Source organism: Bailinhaonella thermotolerans, assembly GCF_003594875.1.
Classification (GTDB): Bacteria; Actinomycetota; Actinomycetes; order Streptosporangiales; family Streptosporangiaceae; genus Bailinhaonella; species Bailinhaonella thermotolerans.
Window position 1 is genome coordinate 16,251 of the sequence record NZ_QZEY01000011.1, and the last position, 18,776, is coordinate 35,026.

Sequence of the window (18,776 nt, forward strand, 5' to 3'; positions counted from 1 at the left end):
CGTCGTCCGCCGACGGACCTTCGCCCGCGCTCGCGGACCCGGGCCGACGGAGGTTCGCCATGCCTGATCTTCCCGCGCGCCCGTCCCTCGCGTTCCTGCGCAAGAGGGCCAAGTCGCGCGCCCGCGCCGCCGGGATCCCGCTGAGCCGGGCGCAGTTCGAGCTGGCCCGCGAGCACGGCTTCGCGAGCTGGCCCCGCCTCGTCCACCACGTGCGCGCCGCCGGGCTCGAAGGGCCCGAGCGCGCCCTCGTCCTGGCCGACCCCGGCGCCCTGGCGGGCCTGCTCGCCGCCGATCCCGAGGTGGTCACGGCCCCGATCGGCGGGCTCGCGCCGCTGCTGGTCCTGCTGCGCCGCGCGGACGCGCCCGCGCCGGCCGTACGGCGGTGCGCGGAGCTGCTGCTGGGCGCGGGGGCCGACCCGGGGGCCCACACCGTGGAAGGGGACGGGGAGTACGTCCGCAGCGCGTTGTACGACGCGGTCGAACGGCGGGACCTCGCGCTGGCCCGCGCGCTGGTCGAGCACGGGGCGACGCCGGACGCGGACGCGTTCTACCACGCGTGCGAGCAGGCCGACACGGGCTTCCTGGACCTGCTGCACCGGCCGGGGTTCGAGCGCATGGTGCTCCACAAGCTGGACTTCGAGGACGCGGGCGGGCTGGCCTGGTTCCTGGAGCGCGGCGTGGACGTGGACGAGGTCTGCGCCCTGCACCACGCCATCGCCAGGGGCCGGGGCGTGCGCGTCCTGTCGATGCTGCTCGCGGCGGGCGCGGACGTGAACCGCCCCTGGGACCGGTGGGACACCGGCCGCAGGCCGCTCGCGCTGGCCGCCCGCTGCGGGCACCTGGCCGCCTACGACCTGCTGGCCGCCCACGGCGCCACCGCCGCCCTGGACCCGGTGGACGAGGCGGTACTGGCCGTCGCCCGGGGAGAGTCCGTACGGCTGCCCGCCGCGCCGCCGCCCGCCCTGGGCATCCCCGAGGACACCGGCTACGGGTGGATCCTCGGCCAGTTCGCGCTGCTCGGTCGTACCGACGTCGTGCGCGCCCTCCTCGACGCCGGCCTGCCCGTGGACACGCGCGGCTGGAGCGGCTTCACCCCGCTGGAGCAGGCCGCGATGCACGGCCGCGCCGAGGTGGTCCGCCTCCTCATCGACCGCGGCGCCGACCTGAGCGACCACGCCTTCGCCGACGACGGCCCCACGCCCCTGGACTGCGCGGTGTGGGGCGCGACCCACAACCGCGCCGACGACGGCGACTACCCCGCCACCGTCGCCGCCCTCGCCCGGGCCGGAGCCCCCACCTCCTTCACCCCGCCCACCGGCCACCCCGCCCTCGACACCGCCCTCACCACCGCCCCACCCCCCTGATCCCCACGGCGGACCGGCGGGGGCGGGCGGCATCATGGAGGGCGCGGCCCGCTCGGGAGGCGGGCTCAGCGGCGCCGCCGAGGCGCGAACACGTGGAGGAGAGCCCATGCCGGAGGCGAGTGGGGCCGAGGTGGAGGAGCTCCTGCGGGGGCACGAGGCCGGGGTCGTCGAGACGGCGCTGTGGGTGCGGGGGGTGGTGCGCGCGGCGATGCCCGACGCCCAGGAGAAGGTCTGGCCGGGCTGGCACGGGTTTGGCTACCACCATCCCGGGGCGGGCTACGTCTGCGGCGTCTTCCCCCGTGAGCGCGCCGTCTCGCTGTTCTTCGAGTACGGCGAGCGCCTGCCCGATCCCGCGCGGATCCTCACCCCCTCGGGCCGGCGGGGGCGTTCCGTCGTCCTGGACCGCCCCGGCCAGGTCCCCGAGGACCGGCTCACCGCGCTGATCGACGCCGCCGTCGAGCTGCGGCGCGGGTAGCGGCCGGGGCGGGCGCGGGCTCCGGCCCGCCCCGCCGCCGCTGACCCTCACGCCTCCGCTTTCTGGTCCGCCGCCGGGGAGAGGGCGGGTTCCGCGGCCCCGGGGAGGCCGGCCGCCCGCGGGGCGCGTCCCGCCCTCTCGTCGTGCCGTCGGCGGCGGTGGTAGGAGACGGTGGCGGTGGCCAGCGCGGCGCCCCAGATCGGCCAGAAGCACTCCGGCAGCCAGGCTCCCCATTCGTTCAGGGCGAACCGGCCGGCGATGGTCCAGCGCAGGTAGGTCAGCCCGGCCACGGTGATGATGATCGAGACGAACCCGGCGGGGATGACCGCGAGGAGCGGCGGCACCCTCCTGCCGCGCAGCCCCGGGATCCAGCGCGGGAAGACCTCGCCCCACCGGTGGATCAGGCCGAGGGTGAGCAGGCCGCCGAAGGCCCCGAACGTGGCCAGGTACGCGCCCGCCAGCCACAGGCCGTCCTCGCCCGCGTCCAGGAACTCCGCGCTCACGCCCAGCGGGATGCCCAGCGCCCACGCCCACCGGGTGGCGCAGTAGAACAGCGGCACGGCGACCGCCACGTACACCGCGGCGCGCCCCCGCCGGGGGGTGAACCACCGCATGCGCTCCCCGTCCCGCGCGGAGGCCAGCGCCGTGGCGGCCAGCAGCAGGCCGCCCAGCACGCACACGAGCTGGTTGAGCACCGGCCACGGCCAGGCGTCGGCGAAGCCCGCGCCCCCGAGGCTCCAGCCGAAGACCGGGGCGACCAGCAGCAGCGGCGTGTAGGCGACGCCCATCATCAGCCGGGAGTCGGGGATCACCAGGATCAGGAGCGCGGCGATCGGCCAGGCCAGGAACAGCGGCGCTCGGCGCCCGCCGCCGCGGGGCAGCGCCAGCGCCGTGAGCGCGGTCAGCGCGCAGCAGGCGGCGATCGCCCAGCCGAAGCCCGGAGTGGTCGCGCCCAGGATCGACAGGGCGCCGTCCGGGTCGGGGTCGGACGCCCCCCACGGGTAGCCGGGCGCGCCCAGCGCCCAGGCGGCCCCGAGCGCGCCGTAGGCCAGCGCCCACAGGACCGCCGCGTATCGGAGACGATCAGAGGTGAAGGTGCTCATGCCGGGAGCCTCCCGCCGCGTGGGGAGGGCGGGCCAGATGCCGTCCGGCACCTTTCGCGGGCCGCCCGGGTGCCGTTCGGCATCTCCGGCCCGGAGCCGCGAGCCCGTATCGTCGCTCCTGTGACCGTGATGTGGCTTGTCGACCTGACCTCGGCCGTGGTGGCCGTCGCGGCGGCCGGGAGCGCGGCGGCCCGGCCCCGGTTCCGGCGGCGCCTGTCCACCTGGGCGGCGCTGGCGGCGGGCGTGTCGGCGGCCGTCACGTTGGTCCACCTGACCGGCCTGGTGCGGGCGGTGCCCGCCACCGCCCTGCCGGGGATGATCGAGAGTGGCGCGCTGATGGCGCTGGCCGGCCTGGCCGTCCGCTACGCGCCGGCCCGGCGGGCCGCGGTCGCCGCTCCGCTCGCGGGCCTGGCCGCGGCCTGCTGGCTGCTGCGCGTGTTCACGCCCGCCTCGCCGCTCGAACAGCTCGGCGCGTGCGCGTTCTGGGGGCTGGGCGCGATGCTGGCCGCCTCCGTCGGCGGCTACCTGCGGGTCCTCGACGTACGGCGGGAGCGCGCGGTGGCCGAGACGCGCCTCGCGATGCGGCTGCGGCTCGCCGGGGACCTGCACGACTACCTGGCGCACGACATCAGCGAGATGGTGGCGCACGCCCAGGCGGGCCAGGTCGCGGGCGACCCGCGGCAGGCGCTGGAGCGCGTCGAGGCCGCGGGCCGCCGGGCCCTGTCGATGCTGGACCGGACGCTGGACATGCTGCACCACGACCGCCCCCTCGCCCCTGGCGGCGACCTGGCCGGCATCCGGGACGCGGCCGAGCGGTTCTCCGCCGCCGGCCCCGCGCGGGTCGAGCTGCGCATGGACCCGGACGTGACGGCCGCCCCGGAGACCGCGGCCCTGGCGTACCGGATCGTGATCGAGGGCCTGACCAACGTACGGCGGCACGCCCCGCAGGCCGGGCGGGTGGCGCTGGACGTCACCGCCTCGTCCGGGGTCCTGGAGATCGCGATGACCAACGACGGCGTGGCCCGCGCGCGGGGCGGCGGGCGGGGCCGCGCGCGGGGCGGCAGCGGCCTGCCCGCCCTGGCCGCGCTCGTCCGGGACCACGGCGGCGAGCTGTCCGCGCGGGCCGTGCCGCAGGGGTGGTCGTTGACCGCGCGGCTGCCGCTGGCACAATCGCCGGAGTGGTCACCCGCATCCTCATCGCCGACGACCAGGAAGGCATCCGCGGCGCCTTCCGCCTGATCCTCGACGCCCAGCCCGACATGACCGTGGTGGCCGAGGCCGCCGACGGGCGCACGGCGATCGAGACCGCCGGGGCGATCAGGCCCGACGTGGTGCTGGCCGACATCAGGATGCCGGGGGCCGACGGGATCGAGGTGACGCGCGCCCTGGCCGGCACCGGCATCCGCGTCGTGGTCGTGACCACCTTCGGCCTGGACGAATACGTCCACGCCGCGCTCGGCCACGGCGCGGCCGGGTTCATCCTCAAGCGCTCCGGTCCCGCGCTGCTCGTCGAGGCCGTCCGGGCCGCGATGAACGGCGACGTGCTCATCAGCCCGCAGCTCACCGTCCGGCTGCTGCGCGAGCGCGGCCGCCGGCGCGAGGTCTCCGACGTGGTCCTCACCGAGCGGGAGGACCAGGTCGTGGCCCTGGTCGCGCAGGGCAGGACCAACGCCGAGATCGCGGCCGAGCTCTTCCTGTCCCCGGGCACGGTCAAGAACCACGTCGCCGCGATCCAGCGCAAGACCGGCGCCAGGAACCGCGTGGCGATCGCCGCCTGGGCCTGGGCCACCGGCAGGGCCGAACCCTGACCCGGCCCGCGACGCCGCGCCGGAGCCCGCGCCGGCGCCGCGCGTCGTGACGTGGTCGTGACGCGGCGGGTCCGGGGCCGCGGGGCTCAGGCCGTACGGCCGGGCGCCCTGGTGTGCTCCAGGAAGGCGCGCGCCTCCCCGGCCTCGGGGACGCCCAGCTCCTCGTAGAGGGCGAGGGCCGGCCGCGCGTGCTCGGCGGCCCGCTCCGGGCGCCCGAGGGCGAGGTGGGCGCGGGCCAGGCCGTGGTGGGCCCGCGCCTGCTCCGGCCGGTTCCCCGTCCGGTCCGCGAGCGCGAGCGCGGCGGCGTGCTCCTCGGCCGCCCGCGCCGGGTCGCCCGCGGCCTCGGCCAGGCCGTTGAGCGCGGCGGCCTCGGCGGCGGTGTCGCCGAGCGCGCGGCAGAGGGCCGCGGCCCGCTCGTGGCGGGCGCGCGCCTGGGCGAGGTCGCCCTGGTGGCGCAGCACGACGCCGAGGTGGTCCAGGGTCATGGCCTCCCCCGCCGGGTTGCCGACCTTGCGGTGGAGCGCGAGCGCCAGGTCGAGGTGCCGGCGGGCCTCCCCCGAGCGGCCCGCCCGGTCGAGGGCGAGGGCGAGCGCCCCGAGCACCTGCGCCTCGCCCCAGGTGTCGGCGCCGATCCTGGCCAGGTCCAGCGCCCGCCGGAGGTGCTCCTCCGCCCGCGCGTCCTGGCGGCGGCGCAGGGCCACGCTGCCCAGCGTGAGCAGTGCCCGGGCGCGCTCGCCGGGCGCCTCGCACATGCCGAGGGCCGCGGCGGCGTGCTCCTCGGCCCGTTCGTACTCCCCGAGCCGCCAGTGGGTCCACGCCAGGTTGGTGAGCGCCTGCTCCTCGAACTCGCGGTGGAGGGGGCCGAGCTTGCGGCTGCGCCGGAGCACCAGGGTGTGCAGGGTGAGCGCGTCGTCGTGGTGCGCCTGCCGGTCGAGGTACGGCCGCAGCGCCAGCCCGAGCATGCCCAGGCAGATCTCGGGGCCGTGGACGGCGGTCGCGATGATGTTGGAGCGTTCGGCGTCGAGCCAGGCGGACGCCTCCGCGGCGTCGCGGAACGGCGGGATCGGGGCCTCCGGCCGGGGGATGCCCTCCCGTTCCCGCAGGGTGTCGGGGAAGAGCAGGTCCACCGCCGCGCGCGAGCGGTGCAGGTAGTAGGTGAGCAGCCGCAGGAGGGCGTCGTCGTCCTCGCCGAGCGAGCGGGCGTGCTCGCGCAGCAGGTCGTGGAAGGTGTACCTGCCGGGTTCGAGCTGCAGGAGCATGTGCGCGTCGAGCAGGGCCTCGAGGAGTTCCTCGGCCTCGTCCGCCGGGATCCCCGCCAGGGCCGCCGCGCCGTACGCGTCGATGTCGCGGCCCGGGGCGAGCCCGAGCAGGCGGAACAGGCGCTGCTCGGCCTCGTCGAGCTGCTCGTAGGAGAGGGCGAAGGCCGCCGACACCCCGTCCAGGAGCCTGCGGTGGTCGCGCAGGCGGCCCGCGAGGTACGCCACGGTCCAGCGGGGGCGGTGCTGGAGGCGGGCGGCCGCGAGCCGGATGGCGAGCGGGAGGCGGCCGCACAGGCGCAGCACCTCGCGCACGGCGCCGGGCTCCCGGCGGGCGCGCTCGCCCACGATCCGCTCGAACAGCGCGGCGGCGTCGTCCTCGTCCAGCACGTCGACCGACAGCGCGTGGGCGCCGTCCAGGTCCACGAGCCGCCGCCGGCTGGTGATCAGGACGAGGGTCTCCGAGCGCCCCGGCAGCAGGGGCCGCACGTGCTCGGCGCCGGCGGCGTTGTCCAGTACGGCGAGCACACGCCGTCCGGCCAGCTCGGCGCGCCACAGGGCGCCCCGCTCGGCCGGAGAGACCGGGATCCGGTCGGCGGGCACCCCGAGCTGGCGCAGGAGGGCCTCCAGCGCGGCGGAGGCGTCGACCGGCTCCCGGCCGGCGGTGTGGGCCCGCAGATCGATGAAGAGGCGGCCGTCCGGGTAGCGGTCGGCCAGCCGGTGGGCCACGTGGACGGCGAGGGCGGTCTTGCCGACCCCGGCCATGCCGTCGATCGTGACGACCGCCGCCCCGTGCCCGTGCCCGGCGAGCCGGTCCAGCTCGGCGTCCCGGCCGGAGAAGTCGGGGATGTCGTAGGGCAGGTAGGTGGAGCGGCGCGGCGGCGCGGGCGCGGGCCGCGCGGCCGGGCGCGGGGCCGGGCCGTCCGCCAGGCGGAGGGCGGGGTCGTCCGTCAGGACCGCCCGTTCCAGCTCGGTGAAGGCGTGCCCGGGGTCGAGGCCCTGCTCCTCGGCGAGAGCCGTACGGTAGGCGCGCGCCGCGGCCAGAGCGTCGGCCTGCCGGCCCGCGCGGTGCAGGGCCAGGACCAGGTGCCCGTTGAGCCTCTCGCGGAGCGGGTTCGCGGCCACCTGCGCCGCCAGCTCGTCGAGGAGGTCGGCGTGCCGCCCGGCGGCCAGCTCGCCTTCGGCCAGCCGCTCGTACGCCGACAGGCGGCGGTCGTTCCACAGCTCGCGGACGCCGCCGGCGTAGTGCGCGTGCACGTCCTCCAGCGCCTCCCCGCGCCACAGCGCCAGGGCCTCGCGCAGGTCTCCCGCGGCCACCAGCTCGGTGAACTCCAGCGCGTCCACCTGCCCGGGCCCGGGATGGGCGACGTAGCCGCCGGCGCGCGTCTCCAGCAGCCCGGCGGCCCCCGCGCCGCGCAGCACCTTGCGGATCGCGGTGATCGAGGCGTGGATCTGGGACCGCGCGGTGTCGGGCCGGTCGTAGCCCCACATCGCGTCGATCAGCCGCTCGATGCCGATCACCCGCTCCGCGTTGAGCAGGAGGTACCCCAGCACCGCCCGATGACGTGGGGCGATGCCGGTCAGCGGCGCACCGTCCACGATCACCTGGACGGGGCCGAGAAGGGTGAAGCGAAGCATCGGTCTCCCCATCGCCGCCACATCGTCCGCGCATCGCGAATCTATCAATCCCGACATTCACTCTGATCTCACGCCAACCGCGACGAAGGAGTGAACGATGGAACCCCGGATGAAGAACCCCGCGACGATCATCCCCGAGGCCATGAAGCCGATCATGGAGCTGATGCGGGCCGCGCAGTCGCAGGGCCTCCCCCAGGAGCTCATGGAGCTGATCCACCTGCGGGTGAGCCAGATCAACGGCTGCTCCTTCTGCGTGGACGCCGGCCTGAAGAACCTGCGCAAGCTCGGCGCGAGCGACGACCGGGTCGGCCTGGTCGCCGCCTGGCGGGAGGCCCCGTACTACACCGACGCCGAGCGGGCCGCGCTGGCGCTGACCGAGGCCGCGACCCGGCTGGCCGACCGCGCGGACGCCGTGCCCGACGAGGTCTGGGACGACGCCGCCGACCACTTCGACGAGAAGCAGCTCGCCTCGATCCTGCTGATGATCGCCACCACCAACCTCTTCAACCGCCTGAACGCCCCGATCCGGCAGATCGCCGGCTCCTGGTGACCGAACCCCCACGACGAGGAGACACACCGATGTCCGCCGTACGCTCGCACCGTTACTCCGTCGCCGACGCCGACCTGGAGGAGTTCCTGGCCCGCCGCGGGTCGCTGATCGCGACCGTCCGGGAGGGCCACCCCGGCCTGACCCACGCCGTGCTGATCCGGCTGGAGGACGGCACCTACACCGACATCTGGCATTGGGAGAGCGCCGAGCAGATGGGCGCCGCGCTCGCCTCGATCCCCACATTCCCGGAGGCCCCGCTGACCATGGCCCTCACCGCGGACCACACCGCCCTGAACGGCGAGGTCGTCGACGAGCACTGAGCCGCCGCCTCCCCGCCCCGCCGCGGATTCCGTACGGCCCCCGGGCGGCCACGCCTCGCCCGGGCCGTACGGCGCGTCGCGCACGTGATCGCGTGGCCGTGCCGTACGCCGGCGCGCGGTTCCCGGTTCCCGCCTACGCTCGAAGGGGAGGAGGCGCCGGCCATGAGCATGGGATCATCCGGGGACCTGGGGCGACGCGTCGCCCACCGCCGCGCGCGCCTGGGGCTGACCCGCGGGGAGCTCGCCGAGCGCGCGGGCATCGCCCCGGCCTACCTCGCCTACCTGGAAGAACGCGCCGCCCGGCCCGCTGAGCCCACCCTGCGCCGGCTGGCCGACGCGCTCAGGACCACCGTGGGCGACCTCCTCGGCGAGCGCACGGAGGTCCCGCCCGGCCCCGCCGTGCACCGTGACCCGGAGGAGCTCGGCCGCGAGGAGTGCCTGGGGCTCATCTCCCCCGGCGGCGTGGCGCGCGTCGCGTTCGCGGGACCGCACGGGCCCACGGTCCTCCCCGTCGCCTACCGGGTCCTCCCCGGCGCCGTCGTCTTCCGCGCGGTGCCCGGCGTGGACGACGCCCTCCGCGCCGTTCCGAGCCTCGCCCTGCAGGTGGACCACATCGACGACTCCACCCACGCCGGCTGGACGGTCCTGATCCAGGGCCCCGCCCGCCAGGAGCCCGGCGACCGCGCGCCGGACCCCGGCACCGGCCCGGACCCCGCCGCCGGCTCCGGTTCCGGCCCAGGTCCCGATTCCGGTTCCGGCCTCGGTTCCGGCCCAGGCCCCGGTTCCGGCGTCCGGTTCCGGCTGACCCCGGCCCGCGTCATCGGTCACCGCCTCCACCACCTCTGACCGCCGCGCCGTCGCATTCGGCGACGCCGCGTTCCCGGCGCCGGAAAAACGTCCGGCGGACGCCACGATCCGGCGCCGGAACGGAGCGATAACCGCGGCGGCGAATATTGAGTGGGCGCACGGCGGTGACGGTTGTTACGATGCCCGCATGTTGGCGCACAGGCGGCCCGCGGCTCAGTACGCCGTTTAGCGACGCTCCGGCACGGTCTGAGCACTGCTCCCGTGTCCGGAGGATTCCGCGCGTTCCCACCCGGCCCGCGAGCCGGGTCCCCGCACCGGCCCTGCGGTTCCTTCCGCCCGCCGGCCCCGCCCTGAACAGCCGTCCTTGAGGATTCTTCTCCCGGGGAGCGTCGCACCATGCCCGTCTCCGACTTATAGATCCGCCGCCGAATTCACGGACCGGCCTTTTTCCTGGGCCGGCCCGCGGCCGAGTCATGCCTGAAACGGCATCGCAAGGTTCGTCGAGCCAGCGGATCGAAGGTGAACAATGGCCTCTTCCGGTTTTCGCAAGAAATCCCGCGCGAACGTCCGCGCCCGCCGCTCCCGGTGGAAAGCGAAAGCCCCGACCCTGACGGCCTGCCGCAATCCCGGATGCGGCGCGCCCACCCCGCCGCACACCGCCTGCCCGGCCTGCGGCACGTACCGAGGACGCCAGGTCATCCGGCCCTCCTGAGCCGGGGCGTCCCGCCGGATCACCGCCGCCACCTGGAACGGCCCCCCACCAGGGGCGTCTTCCGCGCGCGGTGACCCGGCCCCGGGGATGCCGGACTCCTCTCCGGCATCGCCTCCTCCCGCTTCCCTCCCCATCGGAGTCGAGATCGACATGCTCACACCCGGGCCCGCCGACACCCGCGCCCACCGCGTCCGGTCGTTCCTCGAACGGCAGGGGGCGCCGCCCTACCGCTTCCAGCAGCTACTCCACGAGCTCTTCGGCCGCGGCGTCACCGAGTTCGGCCGGATGACCGCGCTGCCCCTCGGCCTGCGCTCGGCCCTGGCCGCGCGCTTCGGGCCCTCCTGGCCCGGCATCCGCGCCGTCGCCTCCGAACGGCGGGGCCAGGTGCGCAAGGTCCTGTTCGAGGCCGAGCGGGGGGTGCGCTTCGAGACGGTCTTCTCCAGATACCGCGCCGGATGGACGTCGTTGTGCGTCTCCAGCCAGGCCGGATGCGGGCTCGGCTGTGGCTTCTGCGCCACCGGGGCGATCGGGCTGGTCCGCAACCTCACCGCCGACGAGATCTGCGACCAGGTCCTCCACTTCCGGCGCGAGACCCAGGTCAGCAGCGTGTCCTTCATGGGGATGGGCGAGGCGCTGGCCAACCCGCACACGTTCACGGCGCTCGGCCAGTTGACCGATCCCCTGATGTTCGGCATCAGCCCGCGCCGGATCACCGTGTCCACCGTCGGCTTCCTTCCCGGGCTGCGCCGCCTCGCGCGGGAACGGCCCGGCGTCGTCATCACCCTGTCCGTCCACTCTCCCGACCCCGCCGAGCGGGCCGCGCTGATCCCGCTGGAGCACCGTTTCCCCCTGGAGGAGTGCCTCGCCGTGCTGGACGAGCACGCCGAGGTCAACCGCCGCAAGGTGTACCTGGCCTACCTGCTGATCGACCGGGTCAACGACAGCGTCGCGCACGCGCGCGACCTGGCCGGCCTGGTGCGGGCCCGCCGCAGGCCGGGACTGTTCCACGTCAGCGTCATCCCCTACAACCACGCCGCGGGCGTGAACCCGGACTACCGTCCCCCTCCCCCGCGCCGGGCCGGCGCCTTCCTGGCGGCCCTGCGCGACGCGGGCGTGCGCGCCGCGCGCCGCCAGCAGTTCGGCGCCGACGCCGAGGCCGCCTGCGGTCAGTTGCACGCGGGCTACTCGGCCGCCCGGCGGTAGCGCGAGACCCGGGGTCCCGAGTCGGGATCCTCCCCGGGGGTTCGCGCGGCTGGGATGGGGCGGACGACCCCCGCCCGCAGGGGTTCCGATGGCCGTGGACGCGCTCGGCTTCTCCCGCCCCGTGGCGATCCCGCTGTTCGCCGTGCTGCACCTCGTCCCCGACGCCGATGATCCGTACGGCGGCGTCGCCCGCTACCGCGGCCCTGACCCTCCCGGAAGCACCTCGTCATCGGCCACGCCGGCCCGCCCGGCGCCGGCCATCGGCAAGCGCCGCCCTCGCGGCGCCGGGCGGTGGGGTGGTGGCGGGGTTAGGTGAGGGGGAGGGAGCCCAGGTCGACGGCCTGCCTGAGGAAGAGGACGCCGTCGGTGGCGGGGAGGTGGGCGGGGTTCAGGGGGAAGTAGGCGAAGTCGGCGGAGGCGCGGGGGGTGGGGGCGGGGAGGGCCTCGGGGAGGCGGCGGGCCTCGATCAGGGAGCGGTCCCACGGGAGGGCGGAGAGGGCGCCCTCGATGGTGTCGGGGGACGGGACGTCGTCGCCGGTCCGGCCCAGGGCCGAGGCCACGAAGGCGTAGCGGTCGCCCAGGTGGGCGGCGACGATCGCGCCCGCGCTCCACCACTCCAGCGTGTGGTCGCCGAACGACATCCGGGTCTTGTCACGCTGGAGGTGGAGGTTGGAGGCGTAGACCAGGGCGGGACCGCGCTCGGCGATGGCGCGCAGGTTGGCGGCCATCATCGCGTCGCGCAGGGCCGACAGGCGGCTCCACCGCGCCGGGGAGGCGTCGGCCATCCAGTGGTGGTAGCGGAGCAGGCCCACGGCGGTGCGTCCGTACAGCTCCGCGAGCTCCAGGTCCTCCGCGCTCAGCCGCGGCGCCCGCGTTTCGAGCAGCGCCACCAGGTCGTCGGCGATCAGCCGCAGCCGCAGGGCCTCCTCCGACCTGCCGATCGACTGGGACGGGTCCATCGCGGTGGCCTCGTTCGACCAGCGGTCGTCCGCGCCGAGCAGCGAGTCGAGGGTCTCCCTGGTCACCACGGCGTCCGCGAGCGGGCCGGCGAGGAGGTCGCGCAGGCCGGTGAGCGCCTGGCGCGGGCTCGCCGCCCAGTACTCCAGGGGGCCGTCGAACCCGAAGAACCGGATCTTCTCCTCATGCTCCTCGTTGTAGGCCCGCATCCAGCGCACGAGTTCGCGGTTGGCCGGGAGCTTGCCGAAGCCGTGGCTGAAGCCGCGCTCCATGACGTCGTCGAGCGTGCCCGCGCCCGTCGTGACGTACTCGTCCACGAGGAGGCCCATGAGGCAGTCGCTCTCGATGGCGAACGACCGGTAGCCCTCGTGCTCCACCAGATGCCGGAAGACCTCGTTGCGCGCCTCGCCCAGTTCCCCGACGAAGTGCCGGGCCTCGCCCAGGCCGAGGAGCAGGGGCCGGGCGGGAAGCGACCGGAGGAACGCCGAGATGCCCGTGCCGTCGAGCGGCCAGGCCATGTCCGTGATGTCCATGCTTAAACGGTATCGTTGAACCTTCGGTGTAGACTTTCCGCGCGAATTCCCCTGTCTTACCCGAGGAACCCTCAATCGGTGATGCACTCATGAGGCCGGTGGACCTGGCGCGCGAGCACGACCTGTCCACGCAGGCGATCAGGAACTACGAGGACGCGGGCATCCTGCCCGCCGCCGAGCGCACCGTTCACGGCTACCGCACCTACACGCCGCGGCACGCCCGGGCCCTGCGCGCGTTCCTCGCCCTCGTGCCGGGGCACGGCCACCAGACCGCCACGGCGATCATGCGGGCGGTCAACCGCGGGGCGGTCGAGGACGCGCTGCGGCTCATCGACGAGAGCCACGGCCTGCTCCTCGACGACCGCCGCACCCTCCAGGCCGTCGAGGCGGCCCTCCGCGACCTGGCCCCCGTGCCGCAGGAGCGCGGCGACACGTTCATCGGCCCGCTGGCCAGGCGGCTCGGCATCCGCCCCGCCACCCTGCGCAAATGGGAGAGCGCCGGGCTGGTACGGCCGCGCCGCGATCCGCGGACGGGTTACCGGGTCTACAGCGCGGCCGACGTGCGGGACGCCCGGCTGGCCCACCAGCTCAGGCGGGGCGGTTACCTGCTGGAGCAGATCGCCCCGTTGCTCGCCCAGGTCCGCTCCGCCGGGGGCGTCGCCCCGCTGGAGTCGACCCTGCGCGACTGGGGCGCCCGCCTGTCCGACCGGGGCCGCGCCATGCTCAGGGGCGCCGCCGCGCTGGACGCCTACCTCGGCGACCGCGACGCCTGAACCTCCCCGCCGGAGAACACCGCCCTCAAGGCCGCCCTCCGCCGCGCCGGTGTCGGGGACGCCAGGCCATCAGGGCGTCAGGCCGTTCTCCGTCATCCGGTACGGCCGGCGCCCGCCCGCTCCCCGGGATTCCGGGAGCGGCGACGCGATTTGCCCTCCGGCGCGGGCGGGGCCGAAGATCTCTTGTCCGGGCGGGCTCGGGGCCGTGCCCGGAGGGGAGGGGATCGCGATGCGGGTGTTCGTGGCGGGCGCCACCGGGGCCGTGGGCCGGCAGCTCGTTCCGCTGCTGGTCGAGGGGCACGAGGTCGTCGGGGCGTCACGGTCCCCGGCCGGGGCCGACTGGCTGCGGGCGCGGGGCGCCGAGGCCGTGCGGGCCGACGTGCTCGACGCCGAGGGGCTGCGGCGGGTGGTGGCGCAGGCCGCGCCGGACGTCGTGATGTACCAGGTGACGGACCTGTCCGCGGCCGACGGGGCCGCCAACGGCCGGGTCAGGCGCGAGGGGACGCGCAACCTCGTGGACGCCGCCACGGCGGCCGGGGTGCGGCGGATCGTGGCGCAGTCGATCTCCTGGGCGTACGCCCCGGGGGAGGGCCCCGCGGACGAGTCCGTGCCGCTCGACGACACGGCGGACGAGCCCCGGGCGCGGACCGTCGCGGCGGTGAAGGCGCTGGAGGAGACGGCGGCGGAGCTGGAGCACGCGGTGATCCTGCGGTACGGCCTCCTGTACGGCCCCGGCACCTGGTACGCCCCCGGCGGCCCGGTCGCCGCCGCCCTGTCCGGCAGGCCGGGCCCGCCGTTCCTGGGGAACGTGGTCGCCGACGACGGGGTCGCCTCGTTCGTGCACGTCGCCGACGCGGCGCGGGCGGCGGTCGCGGCGCTGGACTGGCCCGCGGGCCCGGTGAACGTGGTGGACGACGAGCCGGCCCCGGCGTGCGAGTACCTCCCGGTGCTCGCGGAGGCGCTCGGGGCCCCGGCCCCCGCGCGGACCGCCGGGCGGCGGCCCTGGGAGCGCGGCGCCCTCAACGCGCTCGCCCGGTCGCGCGGCTGGCGGCCCGAGCGGCCCACCTGGCGGACGGGGTTCGCCGCCCAGGGCGTGTGACATCCTTTTCGTCACGCGGCGCGCGTGACGATCACCCGTTCCGGGCCTGCGGCGATGAGCCGGCGGCCCGGGCGGCGTCCTCATCCGTGAAGCACGCGAGACATGTGAGACACGCGAGAAGCGCGAGTGCGGTCTCGCGCCGAGCGGAAAGGACGGCGTGATGGGCTACGCGGACGTGAACGGGCTGTCGCTCTACTTCGAGGAGAGCGGCGACGGCGAGATCCCGCTGGTGCTGCTGCACGGCGGGCTGGGGTCGGGCGAGATGTTCGCGCCGATCCTGCCCGCCCTCGCGGAGAAGCGGCGGGTGGTCACGGTCGACCTGCAGGGCCACGGCCGGACGGCGGACGCCGACCGGCCGTTCCGCCCGGAGACCATGGCCGAGGACGTCGCGGCGCTCGCCGGGCGCCTCGGCGCGGAGCGGATCGACCTGCTGGGGTACTCCCTGGGCGGAGAGGTGGCCCTGCGCACCGCGATCCAGCACCCGGACGTCGTCCGGCGGCTGGTCCTGGTCTCGGTGACCTTCCGCCGCGACGGCAACTTCCCCGAGGTGCTGGCGGCGATGGACGGCTTCGGGCCGCACCTGGCGGAGCCGTTCAAGCAGTCCCCCGTCTACGAGAGCTACGCCCGGCTCGCGCCGCGCCCGGACGACTGGCCGGCGCTGATCGCCAAGACGGCGGAGCTGCTGGGGAAGGACTACGACTGGACGGCGGAGGTGGCCGAGCTGCGGCCGCCCACGCTGCTGGTCTTCGCGGACGCCGACTCGATCCGCCCCGAGCACGTGCTGGAGTTCCACCGGCTGCTCGGGGGCGGGCTGCGGGACCCGGGCGTGGACGGCGCCGACCGCCCCGCCTCGCGGCTGGCGATCATCCCCGGCGCCACCCACTACGACGTGGCCGCCTCGCCGCTGCTCCCCGCCGTCGTCACCCCGTTCCTGGACGCCCCGGCCCTGCCCTGACCCGGTGCGGCCGCACGGCGTGAGCCCGCGCGCGGGCTCACGCCGTGCCCCTCGTCAGAGCAGGACGGACTCCAGCCACGGGCGGAGGACCGGGAGCACGTTCGGCGGCTGCATGGCCTGGGTGTGGTCCATGCCGTCGAGGACCCGGACCGTCCAGCCCAGGGACTCCAGCTCGGCCCGGCGGCGCATGACCGGCCCGCCGATGCTGACGTGCACGCCGCCCCACCGCTCGCCGTACGGGATCTCGTCGGCGGACCCGGCGAAGCAGAGCCGGGGGCAGGTGAGGCCCGCCTGGACCGAGGCGTCGTCGAACCCGTCCAGGGCCCGGTACAGCGTGAGGAACTGCCGTGTCTGGTCCGGCGACATCGTCACCTCGACGGCGGACCAGTCGAACTCGTCCCCGCCCTTCTCTCCCGAATTCTCACCCCGGGCCTCGCCCTGAGCCTCGTTCTGGGCCTCACCCTGGGCCTGCCCCTGTTCCCCGCCCTGGCCCGCGGCACCGGCGAGCGAGAGCTCGTGGGTGGCCTCGGTCACCCGCAGCATCTCCGCGTACGGCCCGCCGAGCGGGGGGAACCCGCCCATGGCCAGGGCCGAGAGGCGGTCGGTGCGGATGGCGAGCTGGAGGCCGCTCAGGGCCAGCCAGGAGTACCCGTAGTAGGCGAACCGCTCCGCGCCCACGGCGTCGGCCACGGCCAGGAAGTCGGCGGCGACGTTCGCCGGGGTGAGGGTGCCGGGCTTGGGGTGGGCCATGACATGGCCCTCGTAGTCGAACGCGACGACCCGGAAGGCGTCGCTGAGCCCGTCCATGAGCGTACGGCCGAGGGCGGGGTCCATCCCCCACTTGCGCATCTCCTCGGCCTGGGGGCCCTCGGCGGGCTTGGGGCTCACCGGCAGCAGCAGCGCCGGCCCCGATCCCAGGACCTCGGCCTCCAGGACGCTCCCGTCGTGTGTCTTCACCTCGGGCACGGTGTCTCCCCTCTGGCTCGCCTCCGGGCGGCCTAATTCATTACGGCGTAAACTATCTAGGGACAACAATACCTTACGCCATAAACATTCCGCTCCCCCTCCCTCAGTCGCGGGCGCCCGCCGCCGCCAGGTCCCCGGGCACGGCGGGCGCGGGGCGGGGTCCGCGCAGGGTGAGGGCCACGGCGGCGCCGGCCAGGGTGAGGGCGGCCGCGATCAGCCCGGCCAGGCGCAGCCCTCCGGCGGACGGGGCGCCGGCCGCGCCGCCGTTGATGACGGCCACGAGCACGGCCAGGCCCACGGCGCTGCCGATCTGCTGTGTGGTGGAGGCCATCGCCGAGGCGATGCCCTGCCGCTCGGGGGCGACGCCGGTCGAGGCCGCGACGAACATGGCGGTCCAGCCGATCCCCTGCCCGAGGCCGATCATGAGGAGACCGGGCAGGAGCGAGGCGTAGCCGGCCTGCGGGGACACTCCCAGGGCGAACACGGCCATGCCCGCGGCGCCGAGCGTCATCCCGGTCAGCAGCGTGGCGCGCGTCCCCCAGCGGATCAGCAGGCGCTCGCTGACCTTGGTGCCCACGAGCCCGATCAGGCCGCCGGGGAGGAACGCCAGCCCCGTGGCGAGCGCGCCGTACCCCTTCAGCTCCTGGAGGTGGACGGTGAGGATGTAGTACTGCGCGCCGAACGTGCCCATGAAGATGAACGTGATCGCCATCGCGGCGGTCAGGCTGCGGTTGGCGAACAGCGCCAGCGGCATCAGCGGCTCGGCGGACCGGGCCTCGACCAGCACGAACAGGCCGAGGAACGCGATCCCGGCGAGGAACGCCCCGGCGATGAGCCCGCTGGCCCAGCCCGCCTCGGGCCCCTGGACCAGGGCGAAGACCAGCGACGTGGACCCCAGCGTGGCGGTGAGCGCGCCGGGCAGGTCGAAGCGGCCCCGGGCGGCCCGCGCGTCGGCCGGGAGCAGGGCGAACGCGGCCACCACGGCGGCCAGCGCCAGCGGCACGTTCACGAAGAACACCGAAGCCCACCCGAACGCGCTGGTCAGGACGCCGCCCAGGAGGGACCCGAGTGCCAGGCCCGCGCCGCCGGCGCCGCCCCAGACGGCGAGGGCGCGGCTCCGCGCGGGGCCTTCGGCGAACATCGTGTTGATCAGTGAGAGCGTGGCCGGGAGCAGCAGCGCGCCGCCGAGCCCCTGGACGGCCCGGGCCGCGACCATCGGGCCGGGTGACGCGGCCAGTCCCCCGGCCAGCGAGGCGACGCCGTACAGGGCCAGCGCCAGGGCGAACACCCGGCGGCGGCCCAGGATGTCGGCCGCGCGCCCGCCCAGCAGCAGGAACCCGCCGAAGGCCACCGCGTAGGCGCTGACCACCCACTGCAGGGTCTGCGGGGTGAAGCCGAGCTCGCGGCCGATCGCGGGCAGGGCGACGTAGACGATGTTGTAGTCGATGGCGCTGATGAACTGGGCGAACGCCAGCAGCGCGAGGACGGGGCCGGCGTGCGGCCGCCTCGATCGGGGCATGCGGGACTCCGTTCGGAAGTGTGAGTGGTTGACCACTCACTCAGCAGGGACGAGAAAGGGCCGCCGGAGCGGCCCGGTGACGGGGACTCAGCCGAGCAGGGTGCGCGACCAGGGGGCGTCCACCGCGCCCGCGTCGATGCCGACGAGCACGTTGGCCAGCAGCCCGTCGCCGAAGAAGCGCCGGATCTGCTCGTCGGAGGCGCCCGAGGCGGCGCGGACGTACTCCACCTGGCGGGCGTAGCAGGCCCGGACGGCCTCCCGGATCGCCGGCTCGCTGCCCGCGCAGGCGGCGTGCAGCAGCACCATGAGCAGGTCGCGGTCCGCGATCAGGTGCTGGTACGCCTCGGCCATCGCCCGCAGCACCTCGGCCGGGTCGCCGCTCGCGGCCCGGGCCGCGCCCTCGGCGTGGCACTCGCGGATGCGCTCGGAACAGTGGTCCACCACGGCGACGAAGAGCGCCTCCTTGTCCGGGAAGAGCCGGTAGAGGTACGCCTGGGAGATCCCGGCGGCCTTGGCCACCTCCGTCGTGGTCGTGCCGTAGTAGCCGCGCGCCGCGAACGCCGCGATCGCCGTCCGCAGCACGGTGTGCCGCCGCTCCTCCGCGGTGGACAACTGCCGAGTGCCCGTCTTCATGTGAGTAATAAACCACTCACACTTTTCCGGGTCAAACCGGCACCCGGGTTCGACGCCCGGCCAGGGCGCGTGCCGCCTGCGGGCGCCCCTCCCCCGGCGGACTCC

The 18,776-nt window shown here is 75.7% G+C and carries 19 protein-coding genes; 13 read left to right on the top strand and 6 right to left on the bottom strand.

The genetic code is table 11. The features are described from left to right. Positions 1-59 precede the first annotated feature (59 nt). Both D5H75_RS43440 and D5H75_RS24980 read left to right on the top strand, forming a co-directional pair. The gene (locus tag D5H75_RS43440) at positions 60-1,364 is read left to right on the top strand and encodes an ankyrin repeat domain-containing protein (RefSeq protein WP_242454495.1); all 1,305 of its coding nucleotides are present in this window, start codon (positions 60-62) and stop codon (positions 1,362-1,364) included. Positions 1,365-1,470: 106 nt separating this feature from the next. Continuing rightward, on the top strand, positions 1,471-1,839 hold the full coding sequence (locus tag D5H75_RS24980) for a DUF1801 domain-containing protein (protein WP_202638486.1): 369 nt from the start codon (positions 1,471-1,473) through the stop codon (positions 1,837-1,839). Between the two features lie 47 nt (positions 1,840-1,886). Here the strand turns inward: D5H75_RS24980 and D5H75_RS24985 are convergent, their stop codons facing one another. Next, on the bottom strand, positions 1,887-2,942 hold the full coding sequence (locus D5H75_RS24985; protein ID WP_147425272.1) for a hypothetical protein: 1,056 nt from the start codon (positions 2,940-2,942) through the stop codon (positions 1,887-1,889). A 120-nt stretch (positions 2,943-3,062) separates the two neighbouring features. On the opposite strand from D5H75_RS24985, the gene D5H75_RS24990 reads away from it, so the two are divergent. After that, a complete protein-coding gene (locus tag D5H75_RS24990) occupies positions 3,063-4,181 on the top strand; it encodes a sensor histidine kinase (protein WP_119928977.1) in 1,119 nt (372 codons plus the stop codon). Continuing rightward, positions 4,121-4,750 carry a response regulator gene (locus D5H75_RS24995; protein WP_119928978.1) on the top strand — a complete coding sequence of 210 codons (630 nt, stop codon included), beginning with the start codon at positions 4,121-4,123 and terminating at the stop codon, positions 4,748-4,750. Before D5H75_RS24990 ends, D5H75_RS24995 begins: the two co-directional genes overlap by 61 nt. 86 nt (positions 4,751-4,836) lie before the next feature. Here the strand turns inward: D5H75_RS24995 and D5H75_RS25000 are convergent, their stop codons facing one another. Then, the gene (locus D5H75_RS25000) at positions 4,837-7,644 is read right to left on the bottom strand and encodes an AfsR/SARP family transcriptional regulator (protein ID WP_119928979.1); all 2,808 of its coding nucleotides are present in this window, start codon (positions 7,642-7,644) and stop codon (positions 4,837-4,839) included. A gap of 97 nt (positions 7,645-7,741) precedes the next feature. On the opposite strand from D5H75_RS25000, the gene D5H75_RS25005 reads away from it, so the two are divergent. From D5H75_RS25005 to D5H75_RS25030, 6 genes are all read left to right on the top strand, one after another. After that, positions 7,742-8,194 carry a carboxymuconolactone decarboxylase family protein gene (locus tag D5H75_RS25005; protein WP_119928980.1) on the top strand — a complete coding sequence of 151 codons (453 nt, stop codon included), beginning with the start codon at positions 7,742-7,744 and terminating at the stop codon, positions 8,192-8,194. Between the two features lie 29 nt (positions 8,195-8,223). Then, positions 8,224-8,514 (top strand): hypothetical protein, encoded by a 291-nt coding sequence (locus D5H75_RS25010; RefSeq protein WP_119928981.1) that lies wholly within the window; start codon positions 8,224-8,226, stop codon positions 8,512-8,514. Between the two features lie 162 nt (positions 8,515-8,676). Continuing rightward, positions 8,677-9,360: a helix-turn-helix domain-containing protein gene (locus D5H75_RS25015; protein ID WP_119928982.1), complete on the top strand. Its 684-nt coding sequence runs from the start codon at positions 8,677-8,679 to the stop codon at positions 9,358-9,360. Positions 9,361-9,847: 487 nt separating this feature from the next. Next, positions 9,848-10,033, top strand: a complete 186-nt coding sequence (gene rpmF, locus D5H75_RS25020; protein WP_119928983.1) for a 50S ribosomal protein L32 — start codon at positions 9,848-9,850, stop codon at positions 10,031-10,033. Between the two features lie 150 nt (positions 10,034-10,183). After that, entirely contained in the window at positions 10,184-11,236 is a 1,053-nt protein-coding gene (locus D5H75_RS25025; RefSeq protein WP_119928984.1) for a radical SAM protein, read from the top strand. A gap of 88 nt (positions 11,237-11,324) precedes the next feature. Then, a complete protein-coding gene (locus D5H75_RS25030) occupies positions 11,325-11,552 on the top strand; it encodes an SAM-dependent methyltransferase (protein ID WP_119928985.1) in 228 nt (75 codons plus the stop codon). Here D5H75_RS25030 and D5H75_RS25035 read toward each other — a convergent pair. Beyond that, positions 11,545-12,726 carry an erythromycin esterase family protein gene (locus tag D5H75_RS25035; protein WP_119928986.1) on the bottom strand — a complete coding sequence of 394 codons (1,182 nt, stop codon included), beginning with the start codon at positions 12,724-12,726 and terminating at the stop codon, positions 11,545-11,547. The genes D5H75_RS25030 and D5H75_RS25035 overlap by 8 nt on opposite strands. An 89-nt stretch (positions 12,727-12,815) precedes the next feature. On the opposite strand from D5H75_RS25035, the gene D5H75_RS25040 reads away from it, so the two are divergent. The 3 genes from D5H75_RS25040 to D5H75_RS25050 all read left to right on the top strand — a co-directional run bounded on the left by D5H75_RS25040 (position 12,816) and on the right by D5H75_RS25050 (position 15,553). Next, entirely contained in the window at positions 12,816-13,499 is a 684-nt protein-coding gene (locus D5H75_RS25040) for a TioE family transcriptional regulator (protein WP_119928987.1), read from the top strand. A gap of 229 nt (positions 13,500-13,728) precedes the next feature. Further along, complete coding sequence (locus tag D5H75_RS25045) at positions 13,729-14,598, top strand: NAD-dependent epimerase/dehydratase family protein (protein ID WP_119928988.1); 870 nt, start codon at positions 13,729-13,731, stop codon at positions 14,596-14,598. A 160-nt stretch (positions 14,599-14,758) separates the two neighbouring features. After that, positions 14,759-15,553: an alpha/beta fold hydrolase gene (locus tag D5H75_RS25050; RefSeq protein WP_119928989.1), complete on the top strand. Its 795-nt coding sequence runs from the start codon at positions 14,759-14,761 to the stop codon at positions 15,551-15,553. Positions 15,554-15,607: 54 nt separating this feature from the next. Here D5H75_RS25050 and D5H75_RS25055 read toward each other — a convergent pair whose 3' ends face one another. From D5H75_RS25055 to D5H75_RS25065, 3 genes are all read right to left on the bottom strand, one after another. Next, positions 15,608-16,510 carry an alpha/beta fold hydrolase gene (locus tag D5H75_RS25055; RefSeq protein ID WP_242454496.1) on the bottom strand — a complete coding sequence of 301 codons (903 nt, stop codon included), beginning with the start codon at positions 16,508-16,510 and terminating at the stop codon, positions 15,608-15,610. Between the two features lie 112 nt (positions 16,511-16,622). Then, on the bottom strand, positions 16,623-18,038 hold the full coding sequence (locus D5H75_RS25060; protein WP_119928991.1) for an MFS transporter: 1,416 nt from the start codon (positions 18,036-18,038) through the stop codon (positions 16,623-16,625). A gap of 87 nt (positions 18,039-18,125) precedes the next feature. Continuing rightward, on the bottom strand, positions 18,126-18,671 hold the full coding sequence (locus tag D5H75_RS25065; protein ID WP_119928992.1) for a TetR/AcrR family transcriptional regulator: 546 nt from the start codon (positions 18,669-18,671) through the stop codon (positions 18,126-18,128). Positions 18,672-18,776: the final 105 nt, after the last annotated feature.